This is a genomic window from Allobrachymonas sp. (genome assembly GCF_041912815.1).
Taxonomy (GTDB): domain Bacteria; phylum Pseudomonadota; class Gammaproteobacteria; order Burkholderiales; family Burkholderiaceae_C; genus Brachymonas.
This window is the reverse complement of record NZ_JAYRLV010000001.1, coordinates 38,650-64,824: the sequence shown is the minus strand read 5'-3', so window position 1 is coordinate 64,824 and position 26,175 is coordinate 38,650. Positions and strand designations below refer to the sequence as shown.

Sequence of the window (26,175 nt, the reverse complement as noted above, 5' to 3'; positions counted from 1 at the left end):
AGCGGCAGGCATGTGCGCCTCCTCCTGCATGCCACACCGCTCACCACTCGAAATTCAGCATGCGGTCGGTGGTTTCGGGCAGATGTGCAGCCGGCTTGTTGTCGGGCGGGCTGGTCTTGAGGATGACCATGGAAAGGTTGTCTCCCACTCCGTGCCCCCGGCTGCGCGCGAGCTCGGTGAGCTGCTGGCAGGCCTGGGTGGGCGAGAGCGAGAAGGTGATCTTGGCCATCTCCTTGTCACTGACATGGCCCCACAGCCCATCGGAGCAGGCCAGGATGACATCTTCGGGTTCCAGCTGTCCCCGGTTCTGCTCGCCAAAACGGGGCTGTTCGGGTCCCCCCAGGCAGGAGACGAGCAGATTGCTCTTGGGGTGATGGTAGGCCTCGGCTTCGGTGATCTTGCCTTCGTCGAGCAGACTCTGCACATACGAATGATCCCGCGTGCGGCAGATCATGGCGCCACGGCGGAAATGGTAGAGCCGGGAGTCTCCGCTGTGGATCCAGAAGCACTCCCCCGACGGCATGAGCAGAAAGGCCGCCACCGTGGTGTGCGGCTCGTGCTCGCTGCTGATGTTGAGCATGCGGATGACCGAGTGGGCATCCATGACCAGCTGGCGCAGCAGCGCCTGCGGATTGTCGTGGTCGACATCGAACTGCTGCAGGAGCTGGCGTCCACTGTCGATGACCTGGGCCGAGGCCAGCGCCCCACCGCTGCGACCGCCCATGCCATCGGCCAGCAGGACCAGCAGGCACTGCTTGTTGTAGGGATGCTGGATCACCTGGACACGGTCCTGCTGGTACTCGCGATCCCCCTTGTGGATGGCGGTGGCGATGTTGATGCGGTAATTGCTCATGCGGGGCAGGGACGGGAACATTCCCCCTCTGGACGGGGGGACTGGCACAATGATGCTCTTTCTGCACACATGGGGTGTACAGAATCGGATGATGAGGGTCTCTCTCAGTATGGCAGAAAAATCCGCACACGATCGGGAAGTTGCGGCTCCACGGGCCGGGGCAGAGGCGCTCCGGGAGCGGGTGGCCGGCGTGTTCTCGGTCGAGGGGCCGCTGGCGACGGACAATCCGCGCTACCGTCCCCGCCCCGGACAGCTGGACATGGCGCTCGGAGTCGCGCGCACCATCGCCCACGGAGGCGCCTTCGTCGTCGAGGCTGGCACCGGTGTGGGCAAGACCTTCGCCTATCTGGTGCCCGCGCTCCTGAGCGGCGAGCGCATTCTGGTGTCCACGGCCACCAAGAACCTGCAGGATCAGCTGTTCGCACGCGATCTGCCTTACCTCTGCCATCTTCTGGGGCTGCCGGTGCGGCTGGCGCTGCTCAAGGGGCGTTCGAGCTATGTCTGCACCCATCGGCTGCGGCAGGCACGGCAGGACATGCTGGCGGTGGAACCTGCGGTGCAGCACACGCTCGCGCGCATCGAGCGCTTCGTGCAGTCCACCCGCAGTGGCGATCTGGCGGAACTCGACGGACTGGACGAGCGTTCGCCGGCCCTGACTCTGGCCACCTCCACGCGCGAGAACTGTCTGGGCAGCAACTGCCCCGATTTCCGGAGCTGCTACGTCAACCAGGCGCGGCGCGAGGCCCTGGAGGCCGATGTGGTCGTGGTCAACCACCACCTGTTCTTTGCCGACATGGCCGTGCGCGAATCGGGCATGGCCGAGCTCCTGCCGACCGTACAGACCGTGATTTTCGATGAGGCCCATCAGCTCAACGAAACGGGCGTGATGTTTCTGGGACACCAGCTGGGCACCTCGCAGCTGCTCGATTTCTGTCGGGACACCCTCGGAGCCGGCATGCAGCTCGCACGGGGCCTGGTGGAATGGCAGACCCTTTGCGGGAATCTGGAGCGGGCCGCACGCGATCTGCGGCTCGTGGCTGGACGCATGCCCGCTGGCGCCCGTCTGCGCTGGACCGAACCCACCCCGGAAGGACTCGATGAAGTCGAGTGGTATGACGCCCTGGGCGTGTTGAGGCGCGCACTGGAGGCTCTGGTGCCTGCACTCGACACTGTCACTGAGCTGGCCCCCGATTTCGGGCGGCTGATGCAGCGGGCACAGTTGCTGCAGGAGCGCCTGGAAGCGTTCGGACGCCCCTGTCCAGTCGATGCCGTGCGCTGGGTGGAGGTGGCGGGCGGGCTGCGCATGATGCAGGCTCCCCTCGACATTGCCGCGACCATGCGCGACCGGGTGCTGCACCTGCCTCGCGCCGATGCAGGCGACCCCGCATCCGACACATCCGATGCACAGGAGGCCCACCACACAACCCAGCAGGAAGAGCACGATGCCCACCGTGCCTGGATTTTCACTTCAGCCACGCTGGGGGACGAATCCGGTCTGGGATGGTTCACCCAGCCGTGCGGCCTCCAGGACGTGCCGGCACTGCGGGTGGCCAGTCCCTTTGACTATGCCGGGCATGCCAGTCTCTATGTCCCACCGCTCGTGCGTCCGGGCGATGCAGCCCATCCCGGGGCCGTGGCCGTCTTTGCAGCTCGGGCAGCGCGTGCGCTGGGCGGCCGCACGCTGGTCCTGACCACGACGCTGCGGACCCTGCGCATCATCGGTCAGGCCCTGCGTGCCAGTCTGGAGCCGGAAGGCCGCATCGAGGTGCTGATCCAGGGTGAATCGACCAAGCGGCGCCTGATCGAGCGGTTCCGCCAGGGTGCCGGCAGCGATGGAGAACGCGGCTGCGTGCTCGTGGCATCCGCCTCGTTCTGGGAGGGAGTGGATGTGCCCGGCGAGGCGCTGCAGATGGTGGTGATCGACAAGTTGCCGTTTCCTCCCCCCCACGATCCGCTGGTGGAAGCGCGCGCCCATCGTCTCGAAGCCCAGGGCAAAAGCCCCTTCAAGGAATACTTTCTGCCCGAAGCGGCCGTCATGCTCAAGCAGGGGGCAGGGCGACTCATCCGAAGCGAAACGGATACCGGCATTCTGGCCGTGTGCGACAGTCGTCTGACACAGATGGGCTATGGCGCACGTCTGCTCAAGGCGCTGCCCCCGATGCGGCGCCTTGCCTCGGAAGAGGAATTTGCGCGTTGCCTGAAGGATCTGGCTGCCCAGCGCACTGACCCTGCGGTATCCGGGAACACCTGAACACACCGCAGGGCTGAGGCCGGCATGCTTGCGGGGCAGATAGCAAAAAACCCCTGGCTGCCAAGGCAGACAGGGGCGATGCAAGGAATCTGCAGGAACCGGGAATCAGGCAGCCGCTGCAGCGGAAAACTCCCGGAAGGCTGCCAGAGCATTGGCCGTATACATCAGAGACGGCCCCCCTCCCATGTAGACACACACGGCCAAGGCTTCCTCGACTTCTTCCTGCGTGGCACCCAGTTTGACCAGAGCCTTGATGTGGAAGCCGATGCAGGCATCGCAGTGTCCTGCCACACCCAGCGCCAGCGCAATCAGTTCCTTGGTCTTGGTGTCGAGCGTGCCGGCCGCCGTGGAAGCGCCCGCAAGGTCGTTGAAGGCCTTCATCACGTCAGGCTGGTGGCTGCGCATGACAGCCAGCCCCGTGGAAATGTCGCGGATGTGGGACTTGTACTCGGGAATGCTCATGGAATGTTCCTCTGTCCTTGGATGTATCGTGCAGTCTTTATTTCTTCATCGGGCAGGTGTTGATGCCGAGGAGCTTGTAGGCAGGGCAGAAACCCAGCACCCCGGTCAGCAGGGGCACCACACCGATCCATGCCCAATTGCTGTTGATGTATCCCATCAGCTGGGGCGTGCCGAGTACCAGCGCCAGCCCCACCACGACACGAATCACGCGATCCAGACCACCTTCGTTCATGACGTTCTCCTCGTTCGAAACAATTTACATTGAAGTAAATTATAAGGGGATAAAAAGACGGGTCAGGACCCGTCCAGGAAAAATGCCCCGCGAAGGATCATCTTCTTGCAGGGCATTTGGTTTCGATCAAGACTTTGCGTCTTCGACCGGAACGTACATCTCGCCGCCTCCGGCGATGAACTCGGCGCTTTTCTCGGCCATGCCCTTTTCAAGGGCTTCCTTCTGGGCGGCGTAGTCGCGCACTTCCTGCGTGATCTTCATCGAGCAGAACTTGGGGCCGCACATGGAGCAGAAGTGCGCCACCTTGCTGCTGTCCTTGGGCAGGGTTTCGTCATGGAAGTCGCGGGCCGTGTCGGGATCGAGGCTGAGATTGAACTGGTCGGCCCAGCGGAATTCGAACCGCGCCTTGCTGATGGCCGAATCCCGAGCCCGGGAGCCCGGATGCCCCTTGGCAATGTCGGAGGCATGGGCAGCGATCTTGTAGGCGATGATGCCCTGCTTGACATCATTGCGGTCGGGCAGGCCCAGGTGTTCCTTGGGCGTCACGTAGCAGAGCATGGCCGTGCCGAACCAGCCGATCATGGCTGCGCCGATGGCGCTGGTGATGTGGTCGTAGCCAGGAGCAATGTCGATGGTCAGGGGGCCGAGGGTATAGAAGGGGGCTTCGTGGCAGTGCTTGAGCTGTTCGTCCATGTTGGCCTGGATCATGTGCATGGGCACGTGTCCGGGGCCTTCGATCATGGTCTGCACATCGTGCTTCCAGGCAATCTGCGTCAGCTCGCCCAGGGTACGCAGCTCGGCGAACTGTGCTTCGTCGTTGGCGTCGTCGTTGCTGCCCGGGCGCAGGCCATCTCCAAGGCTGAAGGAGACGTCATACGCCTTCATGATGTCGCAGATGTCCTCAAAGTGGGTGTAGAGGAAGTTTTCCTGATGATGGGCGATGCACCACTTGGCCAGAATCGATCCCCCACGGCTCACGATGCCCGTGCGGCGGTTGGCGGTGAGGTGGATGAAGGGCAGACGCAGTCCGGCGTGAATGGTGAAATAGTCCACCCCCTGTTCGGCCTGCTCGATGAGCGTGTCGCGGAAGATCTCCCAGCTCAGGTCCTCGGCCACGCCGCCCACCTTTTCCAGGGCCTGATAGATCGGCACGGTACCGATCGGTACAGGAGAGTTGCGGATGATCCAGTCGCGGGTGGTGTGGATGTTCTTGCCCGTGGAGAGATCCATGACCGTGTCGGCCCCCCAGCGGATCGCCCACACCAGCTTCTCGACTTCCTCCTCGATGCTGGAGGTCACGGCACTGTTGCCGATGTTGGCGTTGATCTTGGTGAGAAAGTTGCGCCCGATGATCATGGGTTCGATCTCGGGATGGTTGATGTTGGCCGGAATGATGGCGCGTCCCCGGGCCACTTCATCACGCACGAATTCGGGTGTGATGATCCGGGGAATCTGTGCGCCCAGCCCATTGCCCTGCAGACGCATTTCGCGGTTCAGATCGGCCTGGTACTCGGCCATCCAGGCACGCTTGCCGTTTTCGCGGATCGCGATGTATTCCATCTCCGGCGTCACGATGCCCTTGCGTGCATAGTGCATCTGCGTCACGTTGGCACCCGGCATGGCACGGCGGGGCTGACGCTGCAGGGCAGCTGCCTCGCGGCGCAGCTGGTCGATGCGCTCTGCATCCCGGTCATCGAGCTTGCCCCCATCGTCGAGGATGTGGTGCAGGCGGCCTTCGTAGGATTCGGTGTCGCCTCGGGCCTCGATCCATGCGTTGCGCACACCCTGCAGACCGTGGCGCACATCGATGGTGGCTGCAGGATCGGTATAGGGGCCGGACGTGTCATAGACCGTGACCGTCTCGCCATTGGTGAGACTGATCTCGCGCATGGGCACGGAAACTCCCGCCATGGTCCCCGGCTCCATGGTCTTGCGGGAGGCGGGAAGCGGATCGCGGGTGAGAGTCAGCAGCGCGTTGAGGTCTGCGGGTGGGGCGGGAATCTGGTCGGGCGCGTTCATGGGCAATCTCCGGGGTGGGAAAGAAGTGCTCCGAAGTGGCCGGACGCCCGGACTGCTGCATGCATGGGGATGCCAGGAGGGGCATGGGCATCTGCAGGTCAGGGGGCAGGCTCTCCTTCCGCCGGTGTGAGCCGGGTCAAGTTCGCGGGTTCGGCGTCAGCCATCTCAGCCTGTGGCTCTTCCGCGAACGGACGCCACAAACACCCCGGAGCGCTTGCATTGTATGCACAAAGTCGGACGTGACAAAACGGCATGCCGTCCTCTCCTCCTGCCCCGCAGAATGCGACGGGCGTGGGGCGGCTCTTTCTGCGGAGATCCCTGCGCGGCCATCCCCCGCTATCATTGGCGCTTTGCACAAGGATGAAGGCATGTCGACGATCGACACGGAACAGCCCGCGATGCACATACGGCTCAATGATCAGCCCCTGGTGGTGGTAGGGCAATGCTCGCTCGAAGAGCTGCTCGTGCAGCAGGGCATTGCGCCCGATACGCACGCCACGGCGGTCAATGGGCAGTTCGTGCCGCGCACCCTGCGCGCAGGCACGGCCCTGCAGTCAGGCGATGTGGTGACGTGCTTTCAGGCCATAGTCGGAGGGTGAGTCACCATGACCTGGCAGATTGCCGATGCGGCTCTGGAGAGCCGTTTTTTCCTGGGATCGGCGGGGTATCCTTCGCCCGATAACCTGCGTGAGGCCATCATGGCCTCGGGCGCCGAAGTGGTCACTCTGGGACTGCGCCGGCAGCTCGGAGCCGATCCTCACGCCCGCACCGACAACGGATTCGTGGAGGTGGTGCGCTCCACCGGTGTACGGCTGCTGCCCAACACCGCCGGCTGCCGCAGCGCACGCGAAGCGGTGACACTGGCCATGATGTCGCGCGAACTGCTGGACACCCATTGGATCAAGCTCGAAGTGGTCGGCGACGAGCAGACGCTGCAGCCCGACCCTTTCGAGCTGGCAGAGGCGGCCGATGCGCTGGTTCGCGAAGGGTTCGAGGTATTTCCCTACTGCACCGACGATCTGGTGAGCTGCCAGCGGCTGCTCGATGTGGGCTGTCGCATTCTCATGCCGTGGGGGGCTCCCATCGGATCCGGACAGGGGCTGCTCAATCCATGGGCGCTGCGCACCCTGCGTGCCCGCTTGCCGGACGTGCCACTGGTGGTCGACGCTGGGCTGGGGGCGCCATCCCATGCCGCCGAGGCGATGGAACTGGGATTCGATGCGGTGCTGCTCAACTCGGCCGTGGCTCAATCCCATGACCCCGTGAAAATGGCTGGTGCCTTCCGCGATGCCATTCGGGCGGGGAGGGCGGGATTCGAAGCCGGGCTCATTGCGCCTCAGGACATGGCTGTGGCCAGCACGCCCGTGACGGGACGTCCCTTCCTGCTCTGAAGCGGAGAGCGAAGCATGAACAAGGCATTCACCCGCGAATCAGATCGCGAGGACGATGAGGACGACGAAGGCGCTGGCCTGCCTGCCTTGCCGACCGGAACCCGCAACTACATGACTCCCCAGGGCTATGCGCGCCTGCGTGCCGAACTCATGCAGCTCATCGACGACGAGCGTCCGCGCATCGTGGACATCGTGCACTGGGCTGCCGCCAATGGCGACCGTTCCGAGAATGGCGACTATCTCTATGGCAAGAAGCGCCTGCGAGAAATCGACCGACGCATCCGATTTCTGACCCGTCGACTCGAAAAGGCCGAAGTCACCGACCCCAGCGTCCACCACGGCAGTGACCAGGTCTTCTTCGGGGCCACAGTGACCTATATGGAGGAAGATGGCGAGGAGAAAACCGTCACCATCATGGGAATCGACGAGGTCGACAACCTGCAGGGACAGGTCAGCTGGATCGCTCCCGTCAGCCGTGCACTGCTGCGTGCACGGGTAGGGGACGTGGTGCCACTGCACACGCCGGCCGGCATCCGCGACATCGAGGTGATCGATGTGCAGTATCCCGCGCCATACGGAAACCCTCCCGAGGCCTCCTGACCGTCTCCTCTCTGCCTGCAGATATCCCGATGAAGAGCGTGGACTAGGAGGTGGTCTTGACCCGCATGGCACGGATGGCGGATGGCACGCGGCGAATGGCGCGCAGGACATGGGCCAGATGCTGGCGATCCCGCACCTGCAGAATCATGCGCAGATCCATCACCTCCTGGCTCATGTCGTCCGACATGCTGATGTACCCGATGTTGGCATCGGCATTGGCAATCGCCATGGTGACGCTGGCCACGGCACCCACACGGTTGTGGATGGTCACCGTCACCGCAGTGGCAAAGCGGCTTTCCATGTGGTCGGACCATTCCACGGGCACAAAGCGCTCGCCGTCGCGTGTCTTGAGCCGCTTGGCCACATTGCAGTCGGCCGTGTGCACAATCAGGCCTTCTCCGCGTCCCAGATAGCCGACGATCTGGTCCCCGGGCAGCGGATGGCAGCAGGAGGCATACTTGACCGACGATTTTTCGCTGCCGTCCAGGGCAATGGTCGGTTTGTAGTGCTGCTCGTCCTGGCTGTAGCGTTCCATGGACATGAGCACGGCATCGGGACGTTCCCCCATTTCGGTCATGAGCGTCGCGAGCTGCTTGGCAATCACGCTGGTGATGCGCTTGCCGTGGCCAATGTCGGCAAACAGGTCATCGAGGGTCTTGTTGTTGGCAAAGCGCAGCAGCTTTTCCCAGACGCTGCGATGTGCATCGTCGTCGGGCGGGAGCTGCTCCATGCCCTCGGCCCGGTAGGCCTGGGTGAGCAGCCGTCGGCCCAGCACCTTGGCTTCGGCCTCGGACTGGATCTTGAGATGGTTGCGGATGCGCGAGCGCGCCCGCGCCGTGCGCACGAAGCTCAGCCATGCAGGCTTGGGGCGCGAGTCGGGATCGGTCATCACCTTGACGACATCTCCGCTGTGCAGTTCGGTACGCAAGGCAGCCGGCTGGTTGTTGACGACAGCCGAGACAGCCTGATCCCCCACGTCACTGTGAATGGCATAGGCAAAATCGATCACCGTCGCTCCCCGCGGCAGCGACATGATGCGGTTCTTGGGTGTGAAGACAAACACATCCTCGGGAAAGAGGTTGAGCCGCACATGGTCGAGAAACTCGTTGGAATCCAGTGTCTCCTTCTGGATGTCGAGCAGGCTCTTGAGCCAGTTGGCTGGCTTGGCGTCCTTGCCGTCTGCCGTGGCCTGCAGGGTCTGTTCGTTCTGGCTTTTGTAGAGCCAGTGGGCAGCCACCCCCGATTCTGCTACCTGGTGCATCGCGTCGGTACGCATCTGGAACTCGACGTGGATGCCGGCCGGGCCCACCAGCGTCGTGTGCAGGGACTGATAGCCGTTGTCCTTGGGAATGGCAATGAAATCCTTGAGCCGCTGGGGCACTGGCTTGTAGAGCGAATGCAGGATGCCGAGTGCGATATAGCAGTCGGTATTGGTCGGCACGATGATGCGGAAACCGTAGATGTCGTACAGGTCGGCAAAGCTCTGCCGTTTGGTATCCATCTTGCGGTAGATCGAATAGATGGTCTTCTCGCGTGCGCTGATGCGGGCATGCAGCCCGGCTGCCGCAAAGGCATTCTCGACGTTCTTCTGAACTTCCTGCACAAGGTGGCGCCTGCGGCTGCGGGCACGTTCGATGGCCTTCACCAGCGTCTGGTAGCGCCACGGATGCAGGTATTTGAAGGACAGATCCTCCAGCTCGCGGTAGGCACGATTCAGACCCAGTCGGTTGGCGATGGGAGCGTAGATCTCGAGCGTCTCTGCGGCTATGCGCTTCTGTGCCTCCGGCTTCATGTCGGAGAGCGTGCGCATGTTGTGCGTGCGGTCGGCCAGCTTCACCAGGATGACGCGTACATCGTTGGCCATGGCCAGCAGCATCTTGCGGAAGGACTCTGCCTGATTTTCCTGGCGGGTGCTGAACTGGAGCTTGTCGAGCTTGGTCAGGCCGTCGACCAGGTCTGCCACATGGGCACCGAACTCTTCCGTGAGCTGAGCCTTGGTGACCCCCGTATCTTCCATGGTGTCATGGAGCAGGGCAGCCATGAGAGCCTGTGCGTCGAGCTTCCACTCGGCACACTGTGCAGCGACCGCGATCGGATGGGTGATGTACGGTTCGCCGCTCTTGCGCATCTGCCCCAGGTGCGCGCGGTCCGCCAGCTTGTAGGCCTTGCGTACGCGCGCTATGTCTTCTGGACTCAGATAGTCCAGTTTGGTGAGCAGCGCCGCAAAACTGGCGGCGGAAGCATTTTCGGCGGCGGAATTGACCATGGTGGAAACAGTGCACGCCGTCCTGACTACCCCATGCAGCGGTTCGGCGCCTATGTCAGGAATCTTAACCTCAACTCTGCCTGCTCGACAGGACTCTCCCATGCAGGAGTGCGTGCACAGGGTAGACAGGCTGCGTGGATCAGGCAACAAAAAGGCACCTCGCGAGGTGCCCTGGACGGTGGCTTCAAAGCGCAGCGTATGCGCAAAGCTCAGGTCGGAACCTTCTTGAGCATTTCGAGGCCTACCTTGCCTTCTGCGATTTCACGCAGGGCAGTGACACCGGGCTTGTTGCGGCTTTCCACCTTGGCGGTGTGGCCCTGGCTCAGCATGCGGGCACGATAGGTGGCTGCGAGCACGAGCTGAAAGCGGTTGGGGATTTTTTCCAGGCAATCTTCCACAGTGATGCGGGCCATGAGGGGACACTCCTGTCAATTGATGCGCAGCTGCGCAAAAACATCCGCCTTGGAGCGGAGCTGCGCAACGAACTTGAGACGCTGGGCGTGCACGATGCTCTTGAGATCGAAGAGCGCACGCTCGAATGATTCGTTGATTATAACAAAATCGAAATTTTGGGCCTGCTGCATCTCGTGCTCGGCGTTGACAAGACGCTGTTCGATGGTGTCCGAGCTGTCTTCTCCGCGACGCTCCAGGCGGGCACGCAATTCCTCCAGACTGGGGGGAAGAATGAAGATCAGCACGGCGTGGGGAAAAATCCGCTTGATCTGCAATGCGCCCTGGAAATCGATCTCGAGCAGCACATCGCCTCCGGCGGCAATGCGGGCTTCGACTGCCTGACGCGAGGTGCCATAGCGGTTGCCGTGCACGCTGGCCCATTCGAGGAAATCGCCTTCCTGCACCATGCGGTCGAAGGTCGAGCCATCGACGAAATAGTATTCACGACCATGCTTTTCCTGTCCGCGGGGAGCTCGGGTGGTGTGGGAAATGGAAGCCTGCACGCCTCCATCGACCTCCATGAGAGCCCTGACGAGACTGGATTTTCCGGCTCCGCTCGGAGCGGAAACGACAAAGAGATTGCCCGGATATTCCCGGGCGCTGCAAGAAGAAACTGCGGTCATGATGACGTGGGATGGTGGATCACTCGATGTTCTGGACCTGCTCGCGCATCTGCTCGATGAGGACCTTCATGTCCACGGAGATGCGGGATGTTTCCAGGGAGGCGGATTTGGAGCCCAGTGTGTTGGCTTCACGGTGCAGTTCCTGGATGAGGAACTCCATCCGCTTGCCCAGCTCGCCTCCGTCCCGCAGGTGCTTCTCGATGGTATCGAGATGTGCCTGCAGGCGGGTCAGCTCTTCGGCCACATCGATGCGGATGGCAAAGGCCGTGGCCTCGGTCAGTGCCCGCTCCTCGGCTGTTTCCGGAATGTGGCCCTGCCGGGAAGCGGTCTGCAGAGCATCGTTCCAGCGGTCGAGGAAACGCTGCTTTTGCTGGGCAACCAGCTGGGGGATCAGCGGTTCGGCTTCGCGGGCAAGCGTGCGCAGGGCATCTACCCGTTCCAGCAGGCTGTCGGCGAGCTGTTTGCCTTCGGTGGCACGGGTCTGCTGCATCTGGTCGAGCAGGGCGGTCACGGCAGATGCAAAAGTCCGGGACAGGGCATCCATGGGAAGGGTGGGGCGGGCGGTGCCGGCAATGCGCAGGACGTCAGCGACCGACAGCGGCATGGCCTGCGGCATCCAGGAGCGAATGGCTTCTTCGCAGGAAGCCAGTCGCTGAAGCGTTGCAACGGCAGGCATGTCGGCTGCGGCGCCGCTGGCGGTGCCGCCATATTCGAGCGAGGCGCGCAGTTCCAGCTTGCCGCGATGCAGACGCCGCTGCAGCTGTTCACGTGCCAGCGACTCGAACGGACGAAGCTCATCGGACAGGCGGAAGGCCAGGTCGAGGAAACGGCTGTTCACGCTGCGCAGTTCCAGCGTGAGCTGCCAGACATGCTCGGATTCCGTGACGGATTTGGCGCTGTCGCTGCCGGTTGCCGAAGGGACGACCGGGATTTGCAGGCTCGCGTAGCCTGTCATGCTGTAAACTGGCATTCATTCCTCACTAGGCATTCCGTATGCAGCCGCAGGCCGCGCAGGGTGTGCCAAGTATAGCCTTCGCGCATTTGTCCTTCGTGTCGATCAGCCCACCATGACCACTGTTGCCAAAGTCAAGCCCGCACCGCTGGCACCTGGCACCCAGCTGGGGGACTACCGGATCGTCAAGCAGATTGCTGCGGGGGGGTTCGGGCTGGTGTATTTCGCCATCGATTCCGCAGGGCGTCGTGTGGCCATCAAGGAATACCTTCCGGCAGCGCTTTGCACGCGGGAAGTCGGTCAGTTCGTGCCGGTGATCCAGCCCGAGAAGATTTCCCTGTACCGCCTCGGGCTCAAGAGCTTCTTCGAGGAAGGGCGTGCGCTGGCACAGATTTCGCACGACTCCGTCGTGCGGGTGCTCAACTTCTTCCGTGAGAACGAAACGGTCTACATGGTGATGAACCTGCTTGAAGGGGCTTCCCTGCAGGATTTCATTCTTACTGCCCGATCGCTCAAGAAACCGCGCGTATTCCATGAGGCCACCATCCGTTCGCTGTTCGAGGAAGTGCTGCGCGGGCTGCGCATCGTGCACCAGCACCGCATGCTGCACCTCGACATCAAGCCGGCCAATATCTTCATCACCAACGAGGACCGTGCCGTGCTGATCGACTTCGGGGCTGCGCGCGAGGTGATCAATCACGAGATCAATTTCGTCCGCCCCATGTACACTCCGGGCTTCGCTGCTCCTGAGATGTACCGGCGCAAGGGGGAGCTGGGGCCCTGGACCGACATCTATGCCATTGGTGCGTGCATGTTCGTGTGCATGCTGGGCTACCCTCCCAACGCGGCACCGCAGCGTCTCGAAAAGGATCGCCTGACTCTGGCACTGTCCAAGGTCCGGCGCATCTATTCCGATTCCCTCATCGAGATGGTGGAGTGGTGCATGGCACTTGATCCTCTTTCTCGGCCACAATCAGTGCATGCGCTGACCAAGGAGCTTGAAGCGGATGGGTTGAGGCTCTATTCCCAGAAATATCTGAGTGTGCGGTAACGGGCCGTGCTCGGCGGGAAACAGAGGCGTGGCCTGTATTTCAGGGGATCGGCGCATTCAAGCAACATGCCCGGCAATGGGTGTGACAGGGTCCGACAACAAAAGAGGCAGGCATGAAATTCAGCGTGTTCCAGCTCAGCCGCCGCGGCGGTCGCAAGAAGAACGAAGATCGCATGGGCTATTGCTATACCCGTGATGCAGCCCTGTTCGTGCTCGCGGACGGCATGGGTGGGCATGTGGAAGGGGAGGTGGCGGCCCAGATTGCCCTTCAGTCCATGGCAGCCCAGTTCCAGGCCGAAGCCAAGCCCACTGTGCGCAAACCTGCGGAGTTTCTCTCGAACGCCCTGATGAACGCGCATCATCAGATTCTGCGGTATGCGGGGGATACCGACATGCCCGATACGCCCCGCACCACGCTGGTGGCGGTCATCGTGCAGGAAGGGCATGCCACATGGGTGCACTGCGGTGATTCGCGGCTCTACATGATCCGGAACGGCAGTCTGCTGGTGCGCACGCGCGACCACAGCTACATGGAGCAGGGTGAGCATTACGTGACCAAGTCCATGCACATCAACCGCAATGTGCTCTTCACCTGCCTGGGATCTCCGAGCCGGCCGATCTTCGATGTGTCCCTGCCCATGCTGCTGCAGCAGGGCGATCGCATTCTGCTGTGCTCGGATGGCCTGTGGGGCACCATGAGTGACGAGGATGTGGTGAAGGGCGTATCCAATATCGACAAGCCGCTGGCCGAATGCGTGCCTGATCTTGTGGAAGAGGCCCTGCGTCGCGGTGGCCCCGGGTGCGACAATACCACCGCCCTGGCGCTGAGCTGGGAAATGCCTGCCACCGAGGGTGCGGAAGTCGTGACCGACAGCATCCTCGATGGGGTGTTTGCTTCCACGATCCAGGCTGCAGGCTGGGACAGCGAGACGGAAAACGAGCTCAACGAAGACGACATCGAGCGTTCCATTGCCGAAATCAATGCCGCCATCCAGCGAGGCGGCCCTCTCAAGAAGAACGAACAGAACTGACTCCATGACAACCGAAGCGAATGTACGCTCGGGCGGTCGCCGCCCGAATGAAATGCGCCCTGTGCGCCTCACCCGCCACTACACCATGCATGCCGAAGGATCGGTGCTGGTCGAGTTCGGCAACACGAAGGTGCTGTGCACTGCCTCCGTGGAAGAAAAGGTGCCCCCGTTCAAGAAGGGCAGCGGCGAGGGATGGCTGACGGCTGAGTACGGCATGCTCCCCCGCTCCACCCACACACGCACGGCCCGCGAGGCAGCCAAGGGCAAGCAATCGGGCCGCACGCAGGAAATCCAGCGGCTCATAGGCCGTTCCCTGCGCGCAGTGGTGGATCTGAAGGCGCTGGGCGAACGCACCATCCAGTTCGACTGCGATGTGCTGCAGGCCGATGGCGGTACCCGCACTGCGTCGATCACCGGCGCCTATGTGGCTCTGCAGGATGCCGTGGCCGTGCTGATGCGCGAAGGCAAGCTCGCGCAGAGTCCCGTGCGGGAGCCGGTCGCAGCCATTTCCGTGGGCATCGTGAACGGCACTCCGCTTCTCGATCTGGAATACACCGAGGATTCGTGCTGCGACACGGACATGAATGTGGTGATGACCGGAGCAGGGCGTTTCATCGAGGTGCAGGGGACAGCCGAAGGAGCTCCTTTCAGCCGACAGGAGCTCGATACCCTGCTGGCACTGGCCGAGAAGGGCATTGTGGAGCTGCATGCGCTGCAGGCGCGCGCGCTGGCAGAGTGAGGGCGATCGGCATGCGCATCGTTCTCGCATCGCACAATCAGGGCAAGCTCGTGGAGCTGCAGGCCCTCTTCGGTGTCCTGGGCGTGGAGCTGGTGCCCCAGGGAGCGCTGGGAGTTCCCGAGGCTGAGGAACCCTTTCACACCTTTCTGGAAAACGCTCTGGCCAAGGCACGCCATGCCAGCCGTCTGACCGGACTGCCGGCCATTGCCGATGATGCGGGGCTGTGCGTGGATGCCTTTGGTGGCCTGCCCGGCGTGCAGACGGCCTACTATGCCACCCAGTTCGGCTATCCCAAGGGAGATGACCAGAATGTCAGGGCACTGCTCGAACAGATGCGCGAGGAACCCCGGCGACGCGCGGCTCTGGTGAGCACGCTGGTGGCATTGCGCTCGCCCGATGATCCCGAGCCCTTGGTGGCCGTGGGACGGGCCGTGGGGGAAATCACGCGCGAACCCGTGGGCACGCATGGTTTCGGGTTCGACCCTGTGATGTACATTCCCTCGAAGGGCTGCACCTTTGCCCAGCTTCCTCCCGAGGAAAAGAACCGCTTGAGCCACCGTGGACAGGCAGCGCAGGAGATGCTGCGCCTGCTGCGAGCCACCTGGTTTGCGGAGGCGGCACGTCCATGACCCTGCCTGCGATAGTGGCTGCCACCGAGCCGGTGCGGGACATCATGGACTACATGCGGCCCGGAGCCCTGCAGCTGGCCTCGCTGCCTCCACTGTCTCTGTATGTGCATCTGCCCTGGTGCCTGCGCAAATGTCCCTATTGCGACTTCAATTCGCATGCGTGGGCGACCTCTGAGTCCCCATTGCCCGAGCAGCCCTACATCGATGCCCTGATGGCCGACCTGCAGCAGGCCCTGCCTCTGGTCTGGGGACGTCCTGTGCACAGTGTGTTTCTCGGTGGAGGCACGCCCAGTCTGTTCTCGCCCGATGCCGTGGCCGAGCTGATCAGCCGCATCCGTGCACTCCTGCCCTTGGTGCCGCTGTGCGAAATCACCATGGAGGCCAATCCAGGCACCTTCGAGCGCGAGCGGTTTGCTGCCTTTGCCGCAGCAGGGGTGACGCGGCTGTCGATGGGTGTGCAGAGCTTCAACGACAGGCATCTGCAGGCGCTGGGCCGGGTACACGACGGGCGGCAGGCGCGCGCCGCTGTGGAGGAGGCGGCCCGCAGCTTCCAGACATTCAATCTCGACCTGATGTATGCCCTGCCGGGGCAGACGGGGGAGGAATTGCAGCAGGACATTGCACAGGCCATGGCCTTTGAGCCGCCGCACCTCAGCATCTACCATCTCACGGTCGAGCCCAACACCTACTTTGCCAAATATCCTCCGCAGGCGCTTCCCGACGAGGATACCGCCTACGCCATGCTCGATGTCCTGACCGAAGCCACGGCACGGGTGGGACTGGACCGCTATGAGGTATCGGCCTACGCACGACCGGGACATCGGTGCGTGCACAACGTCAATTACTGGACCTTCGGCGACTATCTCGGCATCGGGGCCGGAGCGCATGGCAAGATCAGCTTTGCCCACCGTGTGGTCCGGCAGATCAAGGTCCGCGATCCGCAGCGCTACATGCAGCAGGCTCTCGAAGGGCATGCACTGGCGCAGGAGCACGAAGTGGCGCGGGAGGAGCTGCCCTTCGAGTTCATGCTCAATGCGCTGCGGCTGCGCCATGGGTTCGATCCGGCCCTGTTCGTGCAGCACACGGGGCTTGCACCTACTGCCGTGGAACGGGGACTCGACGAAGCCGAGCGCCGTGGATGGATCACCCGCGATCTGCATCATGTGTGTCCCACGGAGCGGGGATTCGATTTTCTGAGTGACCTGCAGGAGCTGTTTCTGCCGTGAGGGGCTCGCACAGGGTGCGGCCGCCCATCGGGAGGGGCGTCGTGGGCTGCGTCATAATCGCAGGCAGGTCAGTCCGGCTGGTGCGATGACACTGTCTGCGGTAGCGCTGGATTCTGTGTTTTTTCTTTCTTCACCACGATCTTCATGACTCTGCGTATCCATGTGGCCCAGCTCAATCCCCGGGTGGGTGATTTTGCCGGCAATGTCGAGGCCATCATTCGGGCAGCACGGCATGCCCATGCGGATGGAGCGCACCTGATGCTCACGCCCGAAATGTCCATCTGCGGCTATCCGGCACAGGATCTGTGGCAGCGGCCGGCGTTTCAGAAGGCCTGCGACGAAGCCGTGGAGGCTGTCGCCAGTGCGCTGTCCGATCTGAAGGGGTTCTCCGTGGTGGTGGGTCACCCCAGTGGCAATGACAGCCTGCGCACGCGCTGCGTGACTGTGCCGCAGCACCACAATGCCGTGTCCGTGCTGCGGGAAGGGCAGCGCGTGGCCTGGTATGCCAAGCAGAAATTGCCCAACTACCAGGTGTTTGATGAGCTGCGTTATTTCACTCCCGGCACGGCTCCCTGTGTGATCGAGGTGCAGGGCGTGCGCATAGGCCTGCTGATCTGCGAAGACTGCTGGTTCGACGAGCCGGGTGCTGCTGCTGTGGCCGCAGGGGCACAGGTGCTGGCCATCGTGAATGCCTCTCCCTACCACATGGGCAAGGCGCGGGATCGGGAGCGCCGGCTGGCCGAGCTGTCGAGCCGGCTGAAGGTGCCGACTCTCTATGCCCACATGGTGGGGGGACACGACGAACTGGTGTTCGACGGGGGATCGTTCTGCATGCATGCAGATGGCACCCTGGCTGGACGTGCACGCAGCTTCGTCGAGGATTTCTGGCGGGTGGACGTGGAGCCACCTGTGGCGCCCGGATTGCCGTGCGGGCTGCAGGCCCGCATCGAACCTGCGGCAGAACGCGATGGTGTGATCGGCCTGCCGCCCTACCAGCACCGATTCAGCAGCGAAGAGGTATGGCACGCCCTGGTCACGGGGACACGCGACTACGTTCGCAAGAGCGGGTTCGAGCGGGTGGTGCTGGGGCTGTCCGGAGGCATCGATTCGGCCCTGGTGCTGGCGATTGCGGTGGATGCTCTCGGGCGCGACAACGTGCGTGCGGTGATGATGCCTTCGCCCTACACGGCCGATATTTCCTGGCTCGATGCGCGCGACATGTCGGAGCGGCTGCAGGTGCGGTACGACGAGATCCGCATCCTGCCCGCCTTCGAGGCGTTCCGGTCGGCACTGGCGGGCGTGTTCGAGGGGCTTCCCGAGGATACAGCCGAGGAGAACATTCAGGCGCGCATCCGTGGCACCCTGCTGATGGGCATTTCCAACAAGCTGGGCTGTCTGGTGCTCACTACGGGCAACAAGAGCGAGCTCTCCACAGGATATTGCACCCTGTATGGGGACATGGCCGGCGGATTCGCTCCCATCAAGGACCTGCTCAAGACCCAGGTCTATGCGCTGGCGCGGTGGCGCAATGCGCATGATCCCTACGGGACTGGGCGCGAACCCATTCCCGACCGGATCATCACCCGTGCGCCGAGTGCGGAACTCCGGCCCGACCAGACCGACCAGGACAGCCTGCCTCCCTATGAGGTGCTCGATGCCATCGTGATGCGCTACATGGAAAACGATGTGCCCATGGCGGACATCGTTGCCGATGGGCTTCCAGCCGAGGCAGTGCAGCAGGTGACTCGGCTCATTCGCATCAACGAGTACAAGCGCCAGCAGGCGCCTGTGGGCATCCGCATCACGCACCGCAGCTACGGCAAGGATTGGCGCTATCCGCTGGTCAATGCCTTCCGCGAGCGCATGGAGTGAATTCACTCGCCCCTGCACGCGTTCTCCAGAGGACGGCGCGGCATGGGGTAAAGTCCTGCATGCGGACAGGTGCGTACGAGAGCCCTGTCGTTTTATTGTGTTTTTGTCAGCTGAGGAGACCTTTCCCCCATGAAACAGATTACCGCCGTCATCAAGCCGTTCAAGCTCGACCAGGTTCGCGAGGCACTGGCCGAATGTGGCGTCACGGGCTTGACCGTGACCGAGGTCAAGGGCTTCGGTCGCCAGAAGGGACATACCGAGCTGTATCGCGGCGCTGAATATGTGGTGGACTTTCTGCCCAAGATGAAGGTGGAGCTGGTGGTGAACGATGGCGATGTGGACAGCTGCGTCGATGCCATCATCAAGGCCACGCGCACCGGCAAGATCGGAGACGGCAAGATTTTTGTGTCGCCGGTCGAGAACGTGATCCGCATTCGCACGGGCGAGATGAACGAAGACGCCATCTGATCAGCGGGGCTGCCCAAGCCCCTCCGGCATCACCAGGCTCCCGTTCCCGTTCAGGGGGTGGGAGCCTTGCTGTTTGGTGTGGCAGCTGGGAAGGAAACGGGGCGAGCCTTCACTGCTTGCGCAGCAGCAGACTGCCGATGGAGTAGCCGGCCCCGAAGGAGCAGATCACGCCCAGGTCGCCTGCCTCCAGGTCCTGCTGGTGGCGATGGAAGGCAATGATCGAGCCAGCCGACGCGGTATTGGCGAATTCGTCGAGGATCACGGGCGCCTCGTCGAAGGAGGGCTCGTGTCCGAGCAGGCGCCTGGCGATCAGGTGGTTCATGCTCAGATTGGCCTGATGCAGCCAGAACCGACGGATATGTTCCGGCAGGTGGCCACAGTCCTCGATCTGGGCGGTGATGTGTTCCGCAGCCATGGGACAGACTTCCTTGAACACCTTGCGGCCTTCCTGCATGAAGAGCTGATCCCGGTCTGCGGGGTTGCGGTCCTCGGCACGGCTCATGAAGCCGGCGTTGTTGCGGATGTTGTTGGAGAAGCGGGTGGCCAGCCGGCTGCCGAGCACTTCCCAGCGATGCGCTGCCACGGAGTCGCCAGCGCGCTCCAGCACCACGGCGGTGCAGACATCGCCAAAGATGAAATGGCAGTCCCGGTCCATCCATGCCTGATGCGCGGAAGTGAGTTCGGGATTGACCACCAGCGCCCGTCGGACCTGTCCCGTGGCAATGGCATTGACTGCCTGACTGATGCCGAAGGTGGCCGAGGAGCAGGCGACATTCATGTCGAAGGCATGTCCGCCTGCACCGAGGGCATGCTGGATCTCGATGGCCATGGCCGGGTAGGCACGCTGCATGTTGGAGGCGGCGCAGATGACCAGATCGAGGTCCCGGCCATCGCAACGGGCGGCTTCGAGCGCCTGGCGGCCTGCATCGACGGCGATTTCGGCCATCAGCGAGAGCTCGTCGTCGGGACGCGGAACCAGACGCGGACGCATGCGCTGGGGATCGAGCACGCCTTCCTTGTCGATCACGTAGCGCTGGCGGATGCCCGAAGCCTTCTCGATGAAGGCCGCATTGGATTCCGGCAGGGCCGCCTGTTCGCCGGCCGCAATGGCAGCCGCATGCTGAGCGTTGTAGGCCTGGGCATATGCGTTGTAGGACGCGACCAGTTCGTCATTGGTGATGGTGTGGGGAGCGACCCAGAGGCCGCTGCCGCTCAGGATGACCGGATGCATGATGGACAGGAGGAAGTTGCAGAAAATCGAACGATTGTACGATGCAGGGCCGTGCGAGCCCAGACGGGCAAAAGGTGGTGAGCTGCTCCGGATGGACCACGGAAAACAGGCTGGCGATGGCCCTGAGAAAATCGGAAGATCACAGCTTGTCCACAGGATTGTGCACAGGGTGTGGAGGGGGAATCCTCTACCATATCGGCCTGGCTTCCGTATCCGGATGTCCAGTCGATCTACCCATTTCCATCATGAATCACCCCCAGGACGCCCTTCCCGACATTCCGCAGGACATGCCAGATTACCCCAGCTATCCGGACTATGGCGGCGCTTCCGACGAGCGCATTGCCCAGCTGCGGGTGCCACCGCATTCGGTGGAGGCCGAATCCAGCGTGCTCGGCGGGCTGCTGCTCGACAACAATGCCTGGGACCGCGTGGCCGACCTGCTGGTCCCCAAGGACTTTTACCGCTACGAGCACCAGATGGTGTTCGAGTCCATCGGCAAGCTCATCAACGCCAGCAAGCCAGCCGATGTGATCACGGTGTTCGAGACGCTGCAGAGCCTGGGCAAGGCCGACGAGGTGGGGGGGCTGATCTACCTCAATGCCTTGGCGCAGTATGTGCCAAGCGCCAGCAACATCCGTCGCTATGCAGAAATCGTGCGTGAAAGATCGATCCTGCGCAAGCTTGTGACAGCCAGCGACGAAATTGCGACTACCGCCTTCAATCCTCAGGGCATGCCGGTCGACAAGATTCTGGATCAGGCCGAGCAGAAGATCTTCAAGATCGGCGAGGAAGGTTCCCGCATGAAGGAGGGCTTCCAGCCGATGGAATCGCTGGTGGTGGAGCTGCTCGACCGGGTGCAGGAAATGGCCGACAACCCCAATGACATCACGGGGGTGCCCACGGGGTTCTATGACCTCGACCGCATGACCAGTGGCATGCAGGCGGGGGATCTGGTGATTCTGGCGGCACGGCCTTCCATGGGGAAAACGGCCTTTGCGATCAATATTGCCGAGCATGTGGCGCTGACCGAAGGCCTGCCGGTGGCCGTGTTCTCGATGGAAATGGGCGCTGCCCAGCTGGCCGTGCGTATCGTGGGTTCCATCGGGCGCATCGACCAGGGGCGGCTGCGCACCGGCAAGCTGACCGACGAGGAGTGGCCCCGCCTGACCGAGGCCATCGAAAAGCTGCGCACCGTGTCCATGCACATCGACGAAACGCCGGGCCTGACGCCCAGCGAGCTGCGCGCCAACGCCCGGCGGCTGGCGCGCCAGTGCGGCAAGCTGGGCCTGATCGTGGTCGATTACCTGCAGCTCATGAGTGGCAGCGGGGGCGCCAGCAGCGAAAACCGCGCCACCGAGCTCAGCGAGATTTCGCGGGGCCTCAAGATGCTGGCCAAGGAGCTGCAGTGTCCAGTGATCGCGCTCTCGCAGCTCAACCGCAGCGTGGAAACCCGTACCGACAAGCGTCCCATGATGAGTGACCTGCGCGAATCAGGCGCCATCGAGCAGGATGCCGACGTCATCATGTTCATCTACCGGGATGACTACTACAACAAGGAAAGCCGCGAACCCGGAGTGGCCGAGATCATCATCGGCAAGCAGCGCAATGGCCCGACCGGTACCGTGAAGCTTGCCTTCATCAAGCCCCTGACCAAGTTCGAGAGCCTTGCCAGCATGCCCGAAGAATTCTGAGAGGGCGCCATCCGCTCGGCGCTGGCTGGGTCAGGAGTCTGCTGGTGGGGCCATGCGTACCCAGCCACGCACGCTGTTCACGGCCCACAGGGTTTCGTCTGGAGCCAGCACCCGCAGCCGCTCCATGGGCAAGGGGGCTTCTTCCAGCACGCCACGCTGCAGCAGTGCCTCGCGCAGCGTGCCAGCCAGCAGCCCCGCAGTACGGGGAGGCGTCAGCCACCGGCCATCGGCGGTATGCAGCACCATGTTGGCGCGGGTGGTTTCGGTGATCTGGCCCGAGTGTGTGTACAGCAGGACATCCCAGGCGTCGGGATGAAGGGAGCTGGCACGGTCGTAGTGGCTGCGACGCGTGGTCTTGTGCAGCAGCCAGGGACGCAGGGTGTCTGGCATGGGAGCATCGGCCCAGGCTATGGGCTGGGGGGGGGCTGACAGCGCCTCTCCTGCAGGAGGAGAAAGCCAGTGAACCGGCGCCAGTCCATCGCTGGACCAGATGCGCAGCGCCGGAGAAACATCGCCCTGCAAAAGGGTGGCAGTGGTCGACAGGGTGCCTTCGGCCGTCTGCACGAGGCGCACCCGCCAGCATCCGCCGGAATGCATGCGGGCACAGGCGTCGAGAGCAGACTTGCGCTGAGCGCGGGACACAGGGCGGAAGTTCCAGGCACGGGCCGACGCTTCGATGCGATCCAGATGCAGGGGCAGCAGGGCATAGCGCCCATCGACCAGCAGCAGGGTCTCGAACAGGGCAAAGTCGGGCTGCGGCAGCGGAGGGGTATCGAGAAAGCGGGCCTTGAGCTGTGCTTCGGCATATTCGGCCTGTGCGTTTGATGACCAGGTGATCCCGCTGCCCACGCCAGAGGTAAGCCGGCCGCTGGCATCGGCCACCAAGGTACGGATGGCGACGTTGAAGACGGCCCTGTAAGGATGCACAATTCCCACGGCACCGCAGTACACCCCCCGGGGTTCGGCTTCCTGCCCGGCAATGCGTGCCATGGCCTTGCGCTTGGGCGCTCCGGTGATCGAACCGCATGGAAAGAGCGCCCGCAACACATCTGGGAGGGTGGTCTCTGGCCTGACGGTGGCTTCCACGGTGCTCGTCATTTGCCACAGGGTGGGGTAAGGCTCGGTCGTGAAAAGCCGGGGAACCTGCACGCTGCCTGTCGTGGCGATCTGTCCCAGGTCGTTGCGCAGCAGGTCGACGATCATGACGTTTTCGGCCCGCTCCTTGGTGTTGGAACGCAGGGCCTGGGCCTGTGCTGCATCTTCGGCCGGGGTGGCACCGCGTGGAGCGGTCCCTTTCATGGGACGAGTGACGATGTGTCCCGTGTGCCGGTCCCAGTCGAAGAACAGCTCGGGCGACAGCGACAGCACCTGTTCATCGCCCCAGTCCAGCCAGGCGCTGTAGCGGGCCTGCTGACGCTGGCGCAAGGCCTCGTGGTAGTGCCAGAGGCCCAAGGGGTGTTCGGAGGCCTGCGTCCGTGCCTGCGCATGCAGGCGCAGGGTGTGGTTGACCTGGTAGACCTCTCCGGCAGCAATCGCTTCCCGGATGGCTGTGATGGCTGCCTGGTGCTGGGCTGCATCTTCTGCCATGTGCCAGACAGGGGCATCCGCAGGCGCAGCAGATTCGGGGAGCTGGGCGGCATGGATGGGCAGGCCCTGGGTGCCCTGGGCATAGTCCGGGGCGGAATCTGGAGCGTCGAACAGGGCAAAGGCCACCAGCGGCTGCACAGAAGACGATGCGGCAGGCGGTGTCGCCAGAGACAGCCATGCCGCAGCGGCTTCATAGGCGACATAGCCTACTGCCCAGGCTCCCCGGCGCGTGGCTGCATCGACCTCCGCCAGCGCATCGGCCACTTGATCGGTCTGCCATGCCATGCATACGCGGTGCGCCTGTGTGAAGACGAGCCGCTCCATCCCGCCCTGTGCATCGGGAAAATCGACCACCATGCGGATGGCGGCAAGAGAGGGCATGGGCATGTCCGGCATGTCTGGAAACAGGGCTGGGCAAGACGATACTGCAGCGGAGACAGGGCGCTGGCCAGGCAAGGGCCAAGGGCAGCATGCACACGACAGCACACCACGGCGCGACAAGGCACTACAGAACTGCATGGCGCAGTGCCGCAGGCCTTGCCGGGCATCGTCACAGCAGGTGCTGCAGCGACTCCTGCTGTGGATTCAGAGCACTTCGCTGGCGAAATCGGCCAGGCGGGAGCGTTCGCCACGGGCCAGCATGATGTGCCCGCTGTGGGGCCAGCCCTTGAACTTGTCCACCACGGCGGTAAGGCCGGAGGAGCCTTCGGTGAGGTAGGGCGTGTCGATCTGGGCCAGGTTGCCCATGCAGATGATCTTGGTTCCCGGGCCGGCCCGGGTGATGAGCGTCTTCATCTGCTTTGGGGTGAGGTTCTGGGCCTCGTCGATGATGACGAACTTGTTCATGAAGGTGCGGCCGCGCATGAAGTTCATGCTCTTGATCTTGATGCGGCTGCGCACCAGTTCCTGTGTCGCGGCACGTCCCCATTCGCCGGCACCGCCGTTGCCCGAGCCTTCGCCCTTGGTGAGGAATTCGAGGTTGTCGTCGAGCGCGCCCATCCAGGGCCCCATCTTTTCTTCTTCGGTGCCGGGGAGAAAGCCGATGTCCTCGCCCACGCTCACCGTGGCGCGGGTCATGATGATCTCGGTGTAGCGGCGCTCGTCGAGCACCTGGGTGAGGCCACAGGCCAGCGCCAGCAGGGTCTTGCCGGTACCTGCCGTGCCGGTGAGCGTGACGAAGTCGATCTCGGGATCGAGCAGCAGGTTCATGGCGAAGTTCTGCTCGCGGTTGCGGGCCGTGACTCCCCAGGCTGCGTGTTTGGGGTGCGTGCAGTCGCGCAGGGTCTTGAGCACGGCACTGTCGCCCCGGATTTCCACCACGCGGGCGTACAGGCTGGGTTCACCGGGCTGCTCGAAGTAGACGAACTGGTTGACCAGCATCTGCTGCGCAAGCGGGCCGTGCACGCGGTAGAAGGTGTATGCACCTTCCTGCCAGCTTTCGATCCGGTCTGGGGTGTCCCAGAAGTCCGGGGGCAGGGGAAGCGTGCCGTTGTAGAGCAGCTCGTCGTCGTCGAGGGTCTTGTCGTTCTGGTAGTCCTCGGCGGGCAGACCCAGCGCACGTGCCTTGACACGCATGTTGATGTCCTTGGAGACCAGCACCACTTCGCGCCCGGGATGGAGCTGTTCGAGTGCAGCCACGACGCCGAGGATCTGGTTGTCTGCCTTGCCCTGGGGCAGGGAGTCGGGCAGCGTGGAGCGCAGTGCCTCGGTCTGGAAGAAGAGCCGGCCGGTGGCTTCGCGGTGGCCGGTGGCGTCGAGCGGCATGCCGTCGGACAGGTCCTGTCGATGTACGGCTTCGACCAGGGCATCGAGTGTGCGACTGGTCTGGCGCACATTGCGGGCCACTTCGGTGACCCCCTTCTTGTGGTTGTCCATTTCCTCGAGCACGATGAGCGCGAGGTAGATGTCGTGTTCCTGAAAGCGGAACAGGCTCATTGGGTCGTGCATGAGCACGTTGGTATCGAGCACAAAGAGCTTGCGGGCCGCCGGTGCCTCTGCGGACGAGGGGGCCGCCTGCGATGCAGGAGGGGCACTGCGCACGGGAGTCTGTACGCTCCTGGCCGGGACACGCGGCTGCGGTTCGGCCGGCGCGGTGCGCGCTGTCACGGGGGCAACAGGGGCTGCAGGAGCGGGCGTCGATGCCGCAGACGCATTCCCTGCGCTCTTGCGGGCGCGGCGTGCGGGCTTGGCTGCCCGGTCGGGTGCGCCAGCAGGCTTTGCGGTGTCAGGCAAGGAGGAAGATGTGTCCGCCGCCTCGGGAGCAGCGGCAGGCTCGGCCTGAGGCATGGGTTCCATGAGCGCAGCCTTGCGCTTGCGCGTGGCTGTCTTGCGCGGAGCGGGTGCCGCCGGGGAAGGAGCGGAGTCGGTCTCTGCGGCAGAGGCCGTGGCCTGCAGGGGCACGTCGGCAGGATCGGCGTCGGCTTCGGAGAGCTTGCGCGGCTGGAAGTATTGGGAATCCAGCAGGCTGGCAGGTTTCTTGGGAGGAGGAGGCAGGGGCATGGGTACGGGAGATGAGGTCTATGGCAACACACCAACCACCACCACGGCA

23 protein-coding genes and 1 riboswitch are annotated in these 26,175 nt (G+C 63.3%); of the genes, 12 read left to right on the top strand and 11 right to left on the bottom strand.

The genetic code is table 11. From position 1 onward, the window contains the following. Positions 1-40: 40 nt before the first annotated feature. The gene (locus ACE3P9_RS00295; RefSeq protein ID WP_374490788.1) at positions 41-853 is read right to left on the bottom strand and encodes a PP2C family serine/threonine-protein phosphatase; all 813 of its coding nucleotides are present in this window, start codon (positions 851-853) and stop codon (positions 41-43) included. Between the two features lie 109 nt (positions 854-962). Between ACE3P9_RS00295 and ACE3P9_RS00290 the strand changes: the two genes are divergently transcribed. Next, on the top strand, positions 963-3,104 hold the full coding sequence (locus ACE3P9_RS00290) for an ATP-dependent DNA helicase (RefSeq protein WP_374490786.1): 2,142 nt from the start codon (positions 963-965) through the stop codon (positions 3,102-3,104). A gap of 105 nt (positions 3,105-3,209) precedes the next feature. Here the strand turns inward: ACE3P9_RS00290 and ACE3P9_RS00285 are convergent, their stop codons facing one another. From ACE3P9_RS00285 to thiC, 3 genes are all read right to left on the bottom strand, one after another. Beyond that, a complete protein-coding gene (locus ACE3P9_RS00285) occupies positions 3,210-3,566 on the bottom strand; it encodes a carboxymuconolactone decarboxylase family protein (protein ID WP_374490784.1) in 357 nt (118 codons plus the stop codon). 37 nt (positions 3,567-3,603) lie between these two features. Next, complete coding sequence (locus tag ACE3P9_RS00280) at positions 3,604-3,798, bottom strand: DUF2892 domain-containing protein (RefSeq protein WP_374490782.1); 195 nt, start codon at positions 3,796-3,798, stop codon at positions 3,604-3,606. Between the two features lie 126 nt (positions 3,799-3,924). Next, complete coding sequence (thiC, locus tag ACE3P9_RS00275) at positions 3,925-5,817, bottom strand: phosphomethylpyrimidine synthase ThiC (protein WP_374490780.1); 1,893 nt, start codon at positions 5,815-5,817, stop codon at positions 3,925-3,927. A 96-nt stretch (positions 5,818-5,913) separates the two neighbouring features. After that, positions 5,914-6,035: riboswitch (TPP riboswitch) on the bottom strand. Positions 6,036-6,185: 150 nt separating this feature from the next. On the opposite strand from thiC, the gene thiS reads away from it, so the two are divergent. From thiS to greB, 3 genes are read left to right on the top strand one after another with little or no spacing between them, the layout of a single operon-like run. Next, positions 6,186-6,416 carry a sulfur carrier protein ThiS gene (gene thiS, locus ACE3P9_RS00270; RefSeq protein WP_374490778.1) on the top strand — a complete coding sequence of 77 codons (231 nt, stop codon included), beginning with the start codon at positions 6,186-6,188 and terminating at the stop codon, positions 6,414-6,416. Positions 6,417-6,422: 6 nt separating this feature from the next. After that, entirely contained in the window at positions 6,423-7,208 is a 786-nt protein-coding gene (locus ACE3P9_RS00265; RefSeq protein WP_374490775.1) for a thiazole synthase, read from the top strand. Between the two features lie 15 nt (positions 7,209-7,223). Further along, complete coding sequence (gene greB / locus ACE3P9_RS00260; protein WP_374490773.1) at positions 7,224-7,808, top strand: transcription elongation factor GreB; 585 nt, start codon at positions 7,224-7,226, stop codon at positions 7,806-7,808. Positions 7,809-7,851: 43 nt separating this feature from the next. On the opposite strand, the gene ACE3P9_RS00255 is transcribed toward greB, so the two are convergent. The 4 genes from ACE3P9_RS00255 to ACE3P9_RS00240 all read right to left on the bottom strand — a co-directional run bounded on the left by ACE3P9_RS00255 (position 7,852) and on the right by ACE3P9_RS00240 (position 12,120). Continuing rightward, a complete protein-coding gene (locus ACE3P9_RS00255) occupies positions 7,852-10,074 on the bottom strand; it encodes a bifunctional (p)ppGpp synthetase/guanosine-3',5'-bis(diphosphate) 3'-pyrophosphohydrolase (protein ID WP_374490771.1) in 2,223 nt (740 codons plus the stop codon). Positions 10,075-10,283: 209 nt separating this feature from the next. Further along, entirely contained in the window at positions 10,284-10,487 is a 204-nt protein-coding gene (gene rpoZ / locus ACE3P9_RS00250; RefSeq protein ID WP_374490769.1) for a DNA-directed RNA polymerase subunit omega, read from the bottom strand. A gap of 15 nt (positions 10,488-10,502) precedes the next feature. Beyond that, complete coding sequence (gene gmk, locus ACE3P9_RS00245) at positions 10,503-11,150, bottom strand: guanylate kinase (protein ID WP_374490767.1); 648 nt, start codon at positions 11,148-11,150, stop codon at positions 10,503-10,505. Between the two features lie 19 nt (positions 11,151-11,169). Further along, the gene (locus ACE3P9_RS00240) at positions 11,170-12,120 is read right to left on the bottom strand and encodes a YicC/YloC family endoribonuclease (protein ID WP_374490765.1); all 951 of its coding nucleotides are present in this window, start codon (positions 12,118-12,120) and stop codon (positions 11,170-11,172) included. Positions 12,121-12,217: 97 nt separating this feature from the next. On the opposite strand from ACE3P9_RS00240, the gene ACE3P9_RS00235 reads away from it, so the two are divergent. The 7 genes from ACE3P9_RS00235 (at position 12,218) to ACE3P9_RS00205 (ending at position 19,118) form a co-directional block, all read left to right on the top strand. Further along, on the top strand, positions 12,218-13,153 hold the full coding sequence (locus ACE3P9_RS00235) for a serine/threonine protein kinase (RefSeq protein ID WP_374490763.1): 936 nt from the start codon (positions 12,218-12,220) through the stop codon (positions 13,151-13,153). Between the two features lie 113 nt (positions 13,154-13,266). Then, positions 13,267-14,184, top strand: coding sequence for a PP2C family serine/threonine-protein phosphatase (locus ACE3P9_RS00230; RefSeq protein WP_374490761.1), 918 nt, complete (start codon positions 13,267-13,269; stop codon positions 14,182-14,184). Positions 14,185-14,188: 4 nt separating this feature from the next. Continuing rightward, positions 14,189-14,923 (top strand): ribonuclease PH, encoded by a 735-nt coding sequence (gene rph, locus ACE3P9_RS00225; RefSeq protein ID WP_374490759.1) that lies wholly within the window; start codon positions 14,189-14,191, stop codon positions 14,921-14,923. 11 nt (positions 14,924-14,934) lie between these two features. Further along, positions 14,935-15,552 carry an RdgB/HAM1 family non-canonical purine NTP pyrophosphatase gene (gene rdgB / locus ACE3P9_RS00220; RefSeq protein ID WP_374490757.1) on the top strand — a complete coding sequence of 206 codons (618 nt, stop codon included), beginning with the start codon at positions 14,935-14,937 and terminating at the stop codon, positions 15,550-15,552. Further along, positions 15,549-16,778, top strand: a complete 1,230-nt coding sequence (gene hemW / locus ACE3P9_RS00215) for a radical SAM family heme chaperone HemW (protein WP_374490754.1) — start codon at positions 15,549-15,551, stop codon at positions 16,776-16,778. The genes rdgB and hemW overlap by 4 nt, the downstream gene beginning before the upstream one ends. Positions 16,779-16,922: 144 nt before the next feature. Next, a complete protein-coding gene (locus ACE3P9_RS00210; protein WP_374490752.1) occupies positions 16,923-18,650 on the top strand; it encodes an NAD+ synthase in 1,728 nt (575 codons plus the stop codon). A 129-nt stretch (positions 18,651-18,779) separates the two neighbouring features. Then, positions 18,780-19,118, top strand: a complete 339-nt coding sequence (locus ACE3P9_RS00205; protein ID WP_374490750.1) for a P-II family nitrogen regulator — start codon at positions 18,780-18,782, stop codon at positions 19,116-19,118. Between the two features lie 109 nt (positions 19,119-19,227). Here ACE3P9_RS00205 and ACE3P9_RS00200 read toward each other — a convergent pair whose 3' ends face one another. Beyond that, positions 19,228-20,349: a beta-ketoacyl-ACP synthase III gene (locus ACE3P9_RS00200; protein WP_374490748.1), complete on the bottom strand. Its 1,122-nt coding sequence runs from the start codon at positions 20,347-20,349 to the stop codon at positions 19,228-19,230. A 287-nt stretch (positions 20,350-20,636) separates the two neighbouring features. On the opposite strand from ACE3P9_RS00200, the gene dnaB reads away from it, so the two are divergent. Then, positions 20,637-22,040, top strand: coding sequence for a replicative DNA helicase (gene dnaB / locus ACE3P9_RS00195; RefSeq protein WP_374491631.1), 1,404 nt, complete (start codon positions 20,637-20,639; stop codon positions 22,038-22,040). A gap of 30 nt (positions 22,041-22,070) precedes the next feature. Here dnaB and pabB read toward each other — a convergent pair whose 3' ends face one another. Together pabB and ACE3P9_RS00185 are read right to left on the bottom strand one after the other, a co-directional pair. After that, positions 22,071-24,008 (bottom strand): aminodeoxychorismate synthase component I, encoded by a 1,938-nt coding sequence (pabB, locus tag ACE3P9_RS00190; protein ID WP_374490746.1) that lies wholly within the window; start codon positions 24,006-24,008, stop codon positions 22,071-22,073. A 204-nt stretch (positions 24,009-24,212) separates the two neighbouring features. Beyond that, complete coding sequence (locus tag ACE3P9_RS00185) at positions 24,213-26,126, bottom strand: PhoH family protein (RefSeq protein ID WP_374490744.1); 1,914 nt, start codon at positions 26,124-26,126, stop codon at positions 24,213-24,215. Positions 26,127-26,175 lie beyond the last annotated feature (49 nt).

Coding starts and splice junctions, on each gene's coding strand:
- ACE3P9_RS00200 (WP_374490748.1), bottom strand. CDS start 20,349: ATGCATCCGGTCATCCTGAGCGGCAGCGGCCTCTGGGTCGCTCCCCAC.
- ACE3P9_RS00185 (WP_374490744.1), bottom strand. CDS start 26,126: ATGCCCCTGCCTCCTCCTCCCAAGAAACCTGCCAGCCTGCTGGATTCC.
- ACE3P9_RS00230 (WP_374490761.1), top strand. CDS start 13,267: ATGAAATTCAGCGTGTTCCAGCTCAGCCGCCGCGGCGGTCGCAAGAAG.
- ACE3P9_RS00295 (WP_374490788.1), bottom strand. CDS start 853: ATGAGCAATTACCGCATCAACATCGCCACCGCCATCCACAAGGGGGAT.
- hemW (WP_374490754.1), top strand. CDS start 15,549: ATGACCCTGCCTGCGATAGTGGCTGCCACCGAGCCGGTGCGGGACATC.
- ACE3P9_RS00210 (WP_374490752.1), top strand. CDS start 16,923: ATGACTCTGCGTATCCATGTGGCCCAGCTCAATCCCCGGGTGGGTGAT.
- ACE3P9_RS00255 (WP_374490771.1), bottom strand. CDS start 10,074: ATGGTCAATTCCGCCGCCGAAAATGCTTCCGCCGCCAGTTTTGCGGCG.
- rdgB (WP_374490757.1), top strand. CDS start 14,935: ATGCGCATCGTTCTCGCATCGCACAATCAGGGCAAGCTCGTGGAGCTG.
- ACE3P9_RS00205 (WP_374490750.1), top strand. CDS start 18,780: ATGAAACAGATTACCGCCGTCATCAAGCCGTTCAAGCTCGACCAGGTT.
- rpoZ (WP_374490769.1), bottom strand. CDS start 10,487: ATGGCCCGCATCACTGTGGAAGATTGCCTGGAAAAAATCCCCAACCGC.
- thiS (WP_374490778.1), top strand. CDS start 6,186: ATGTCGACGATCGACACGGAACAGCCCGCGATGCACATACGGCTCAAT.
- ACE3P9_RS00240 (WP_374490765.1), bottom strand. CDS start 12,120: ATGCCAGTTTACAGCATGACAGGCTACGCGAGCCTGCAAATCCCGGTC.
- ACE3P9_RS00290 (WP_374490786.1), top strand. CDS start 963: ATGGCAGAAAAATCCGCACACGATCGGGAAGTTGCGGCTCCACGGGCC.
- dnaB (WP_374491631.1), top strand. CDS start 20,637: ATGCCAGATTACCCCAGCTATCCGGACTATGGCGGCGCTTCCGACGAG.
- ACE3P9_RS00235 (WP_374490763.1), top strand. CDS start 12,218: ATGACCACTGTTGCCAAAGTCAAGCCCGCACCGCTGGCACCTGGCACC.
- greB (WP_374490773.1), top strand. CDS start 7,224: ATGAACAAGGCATTCACCCGCGAATCAGATCGCGAGGACGATGAGGAC.
- ACE3P9_RS00280 (WP_374490782.1), bottom strand. CDS start 3,798: ATGAACGAAGGTGGTCTGGATCGCGTGATTCGTGTCGTGGTGGGGCTG.
- gmk (WP_374490767.1), bottom strand. CDS start 11,150: ATGACCGCAGTTTCTTCTTGCAGCGCCCGGGAATATCCGGGCAATCTC.
- thiC (WP_374490780.1), bottom strand. CDS start 5,817: ATGAACGCGCCCGACCAGATTCCCGCCCCACCCGCAGACCTCAACGCG.
- rph (WP_374490759.1), top strand. CDS start 14,189: ATGACAACCGAAGCGAATGTACGCTCGGGCGGTCGCCGCCCGAATGAA.
- pabB (WP_374490746.1), bottom strand. CDS start 24,008: ATGCCCTCTCTTGCCGCCATCCGCATGGTGGTCGATTTTCCCGATGCA.
- ACE3P9_RS00265 (WP_374490775.1), top strand. CDS start 6,423: ATGACCTGGCAGATTGCCGATGCGGCTCTGGAGAGCCGTTTTTTCCTG.
- ACE3P9_RS00285 (WP_374490784.1), bottom strand. CDS start 3,566: ATGAGCATTCCCGAGTACAAGTCCCACATCCGCGACATTTCCACGGGG.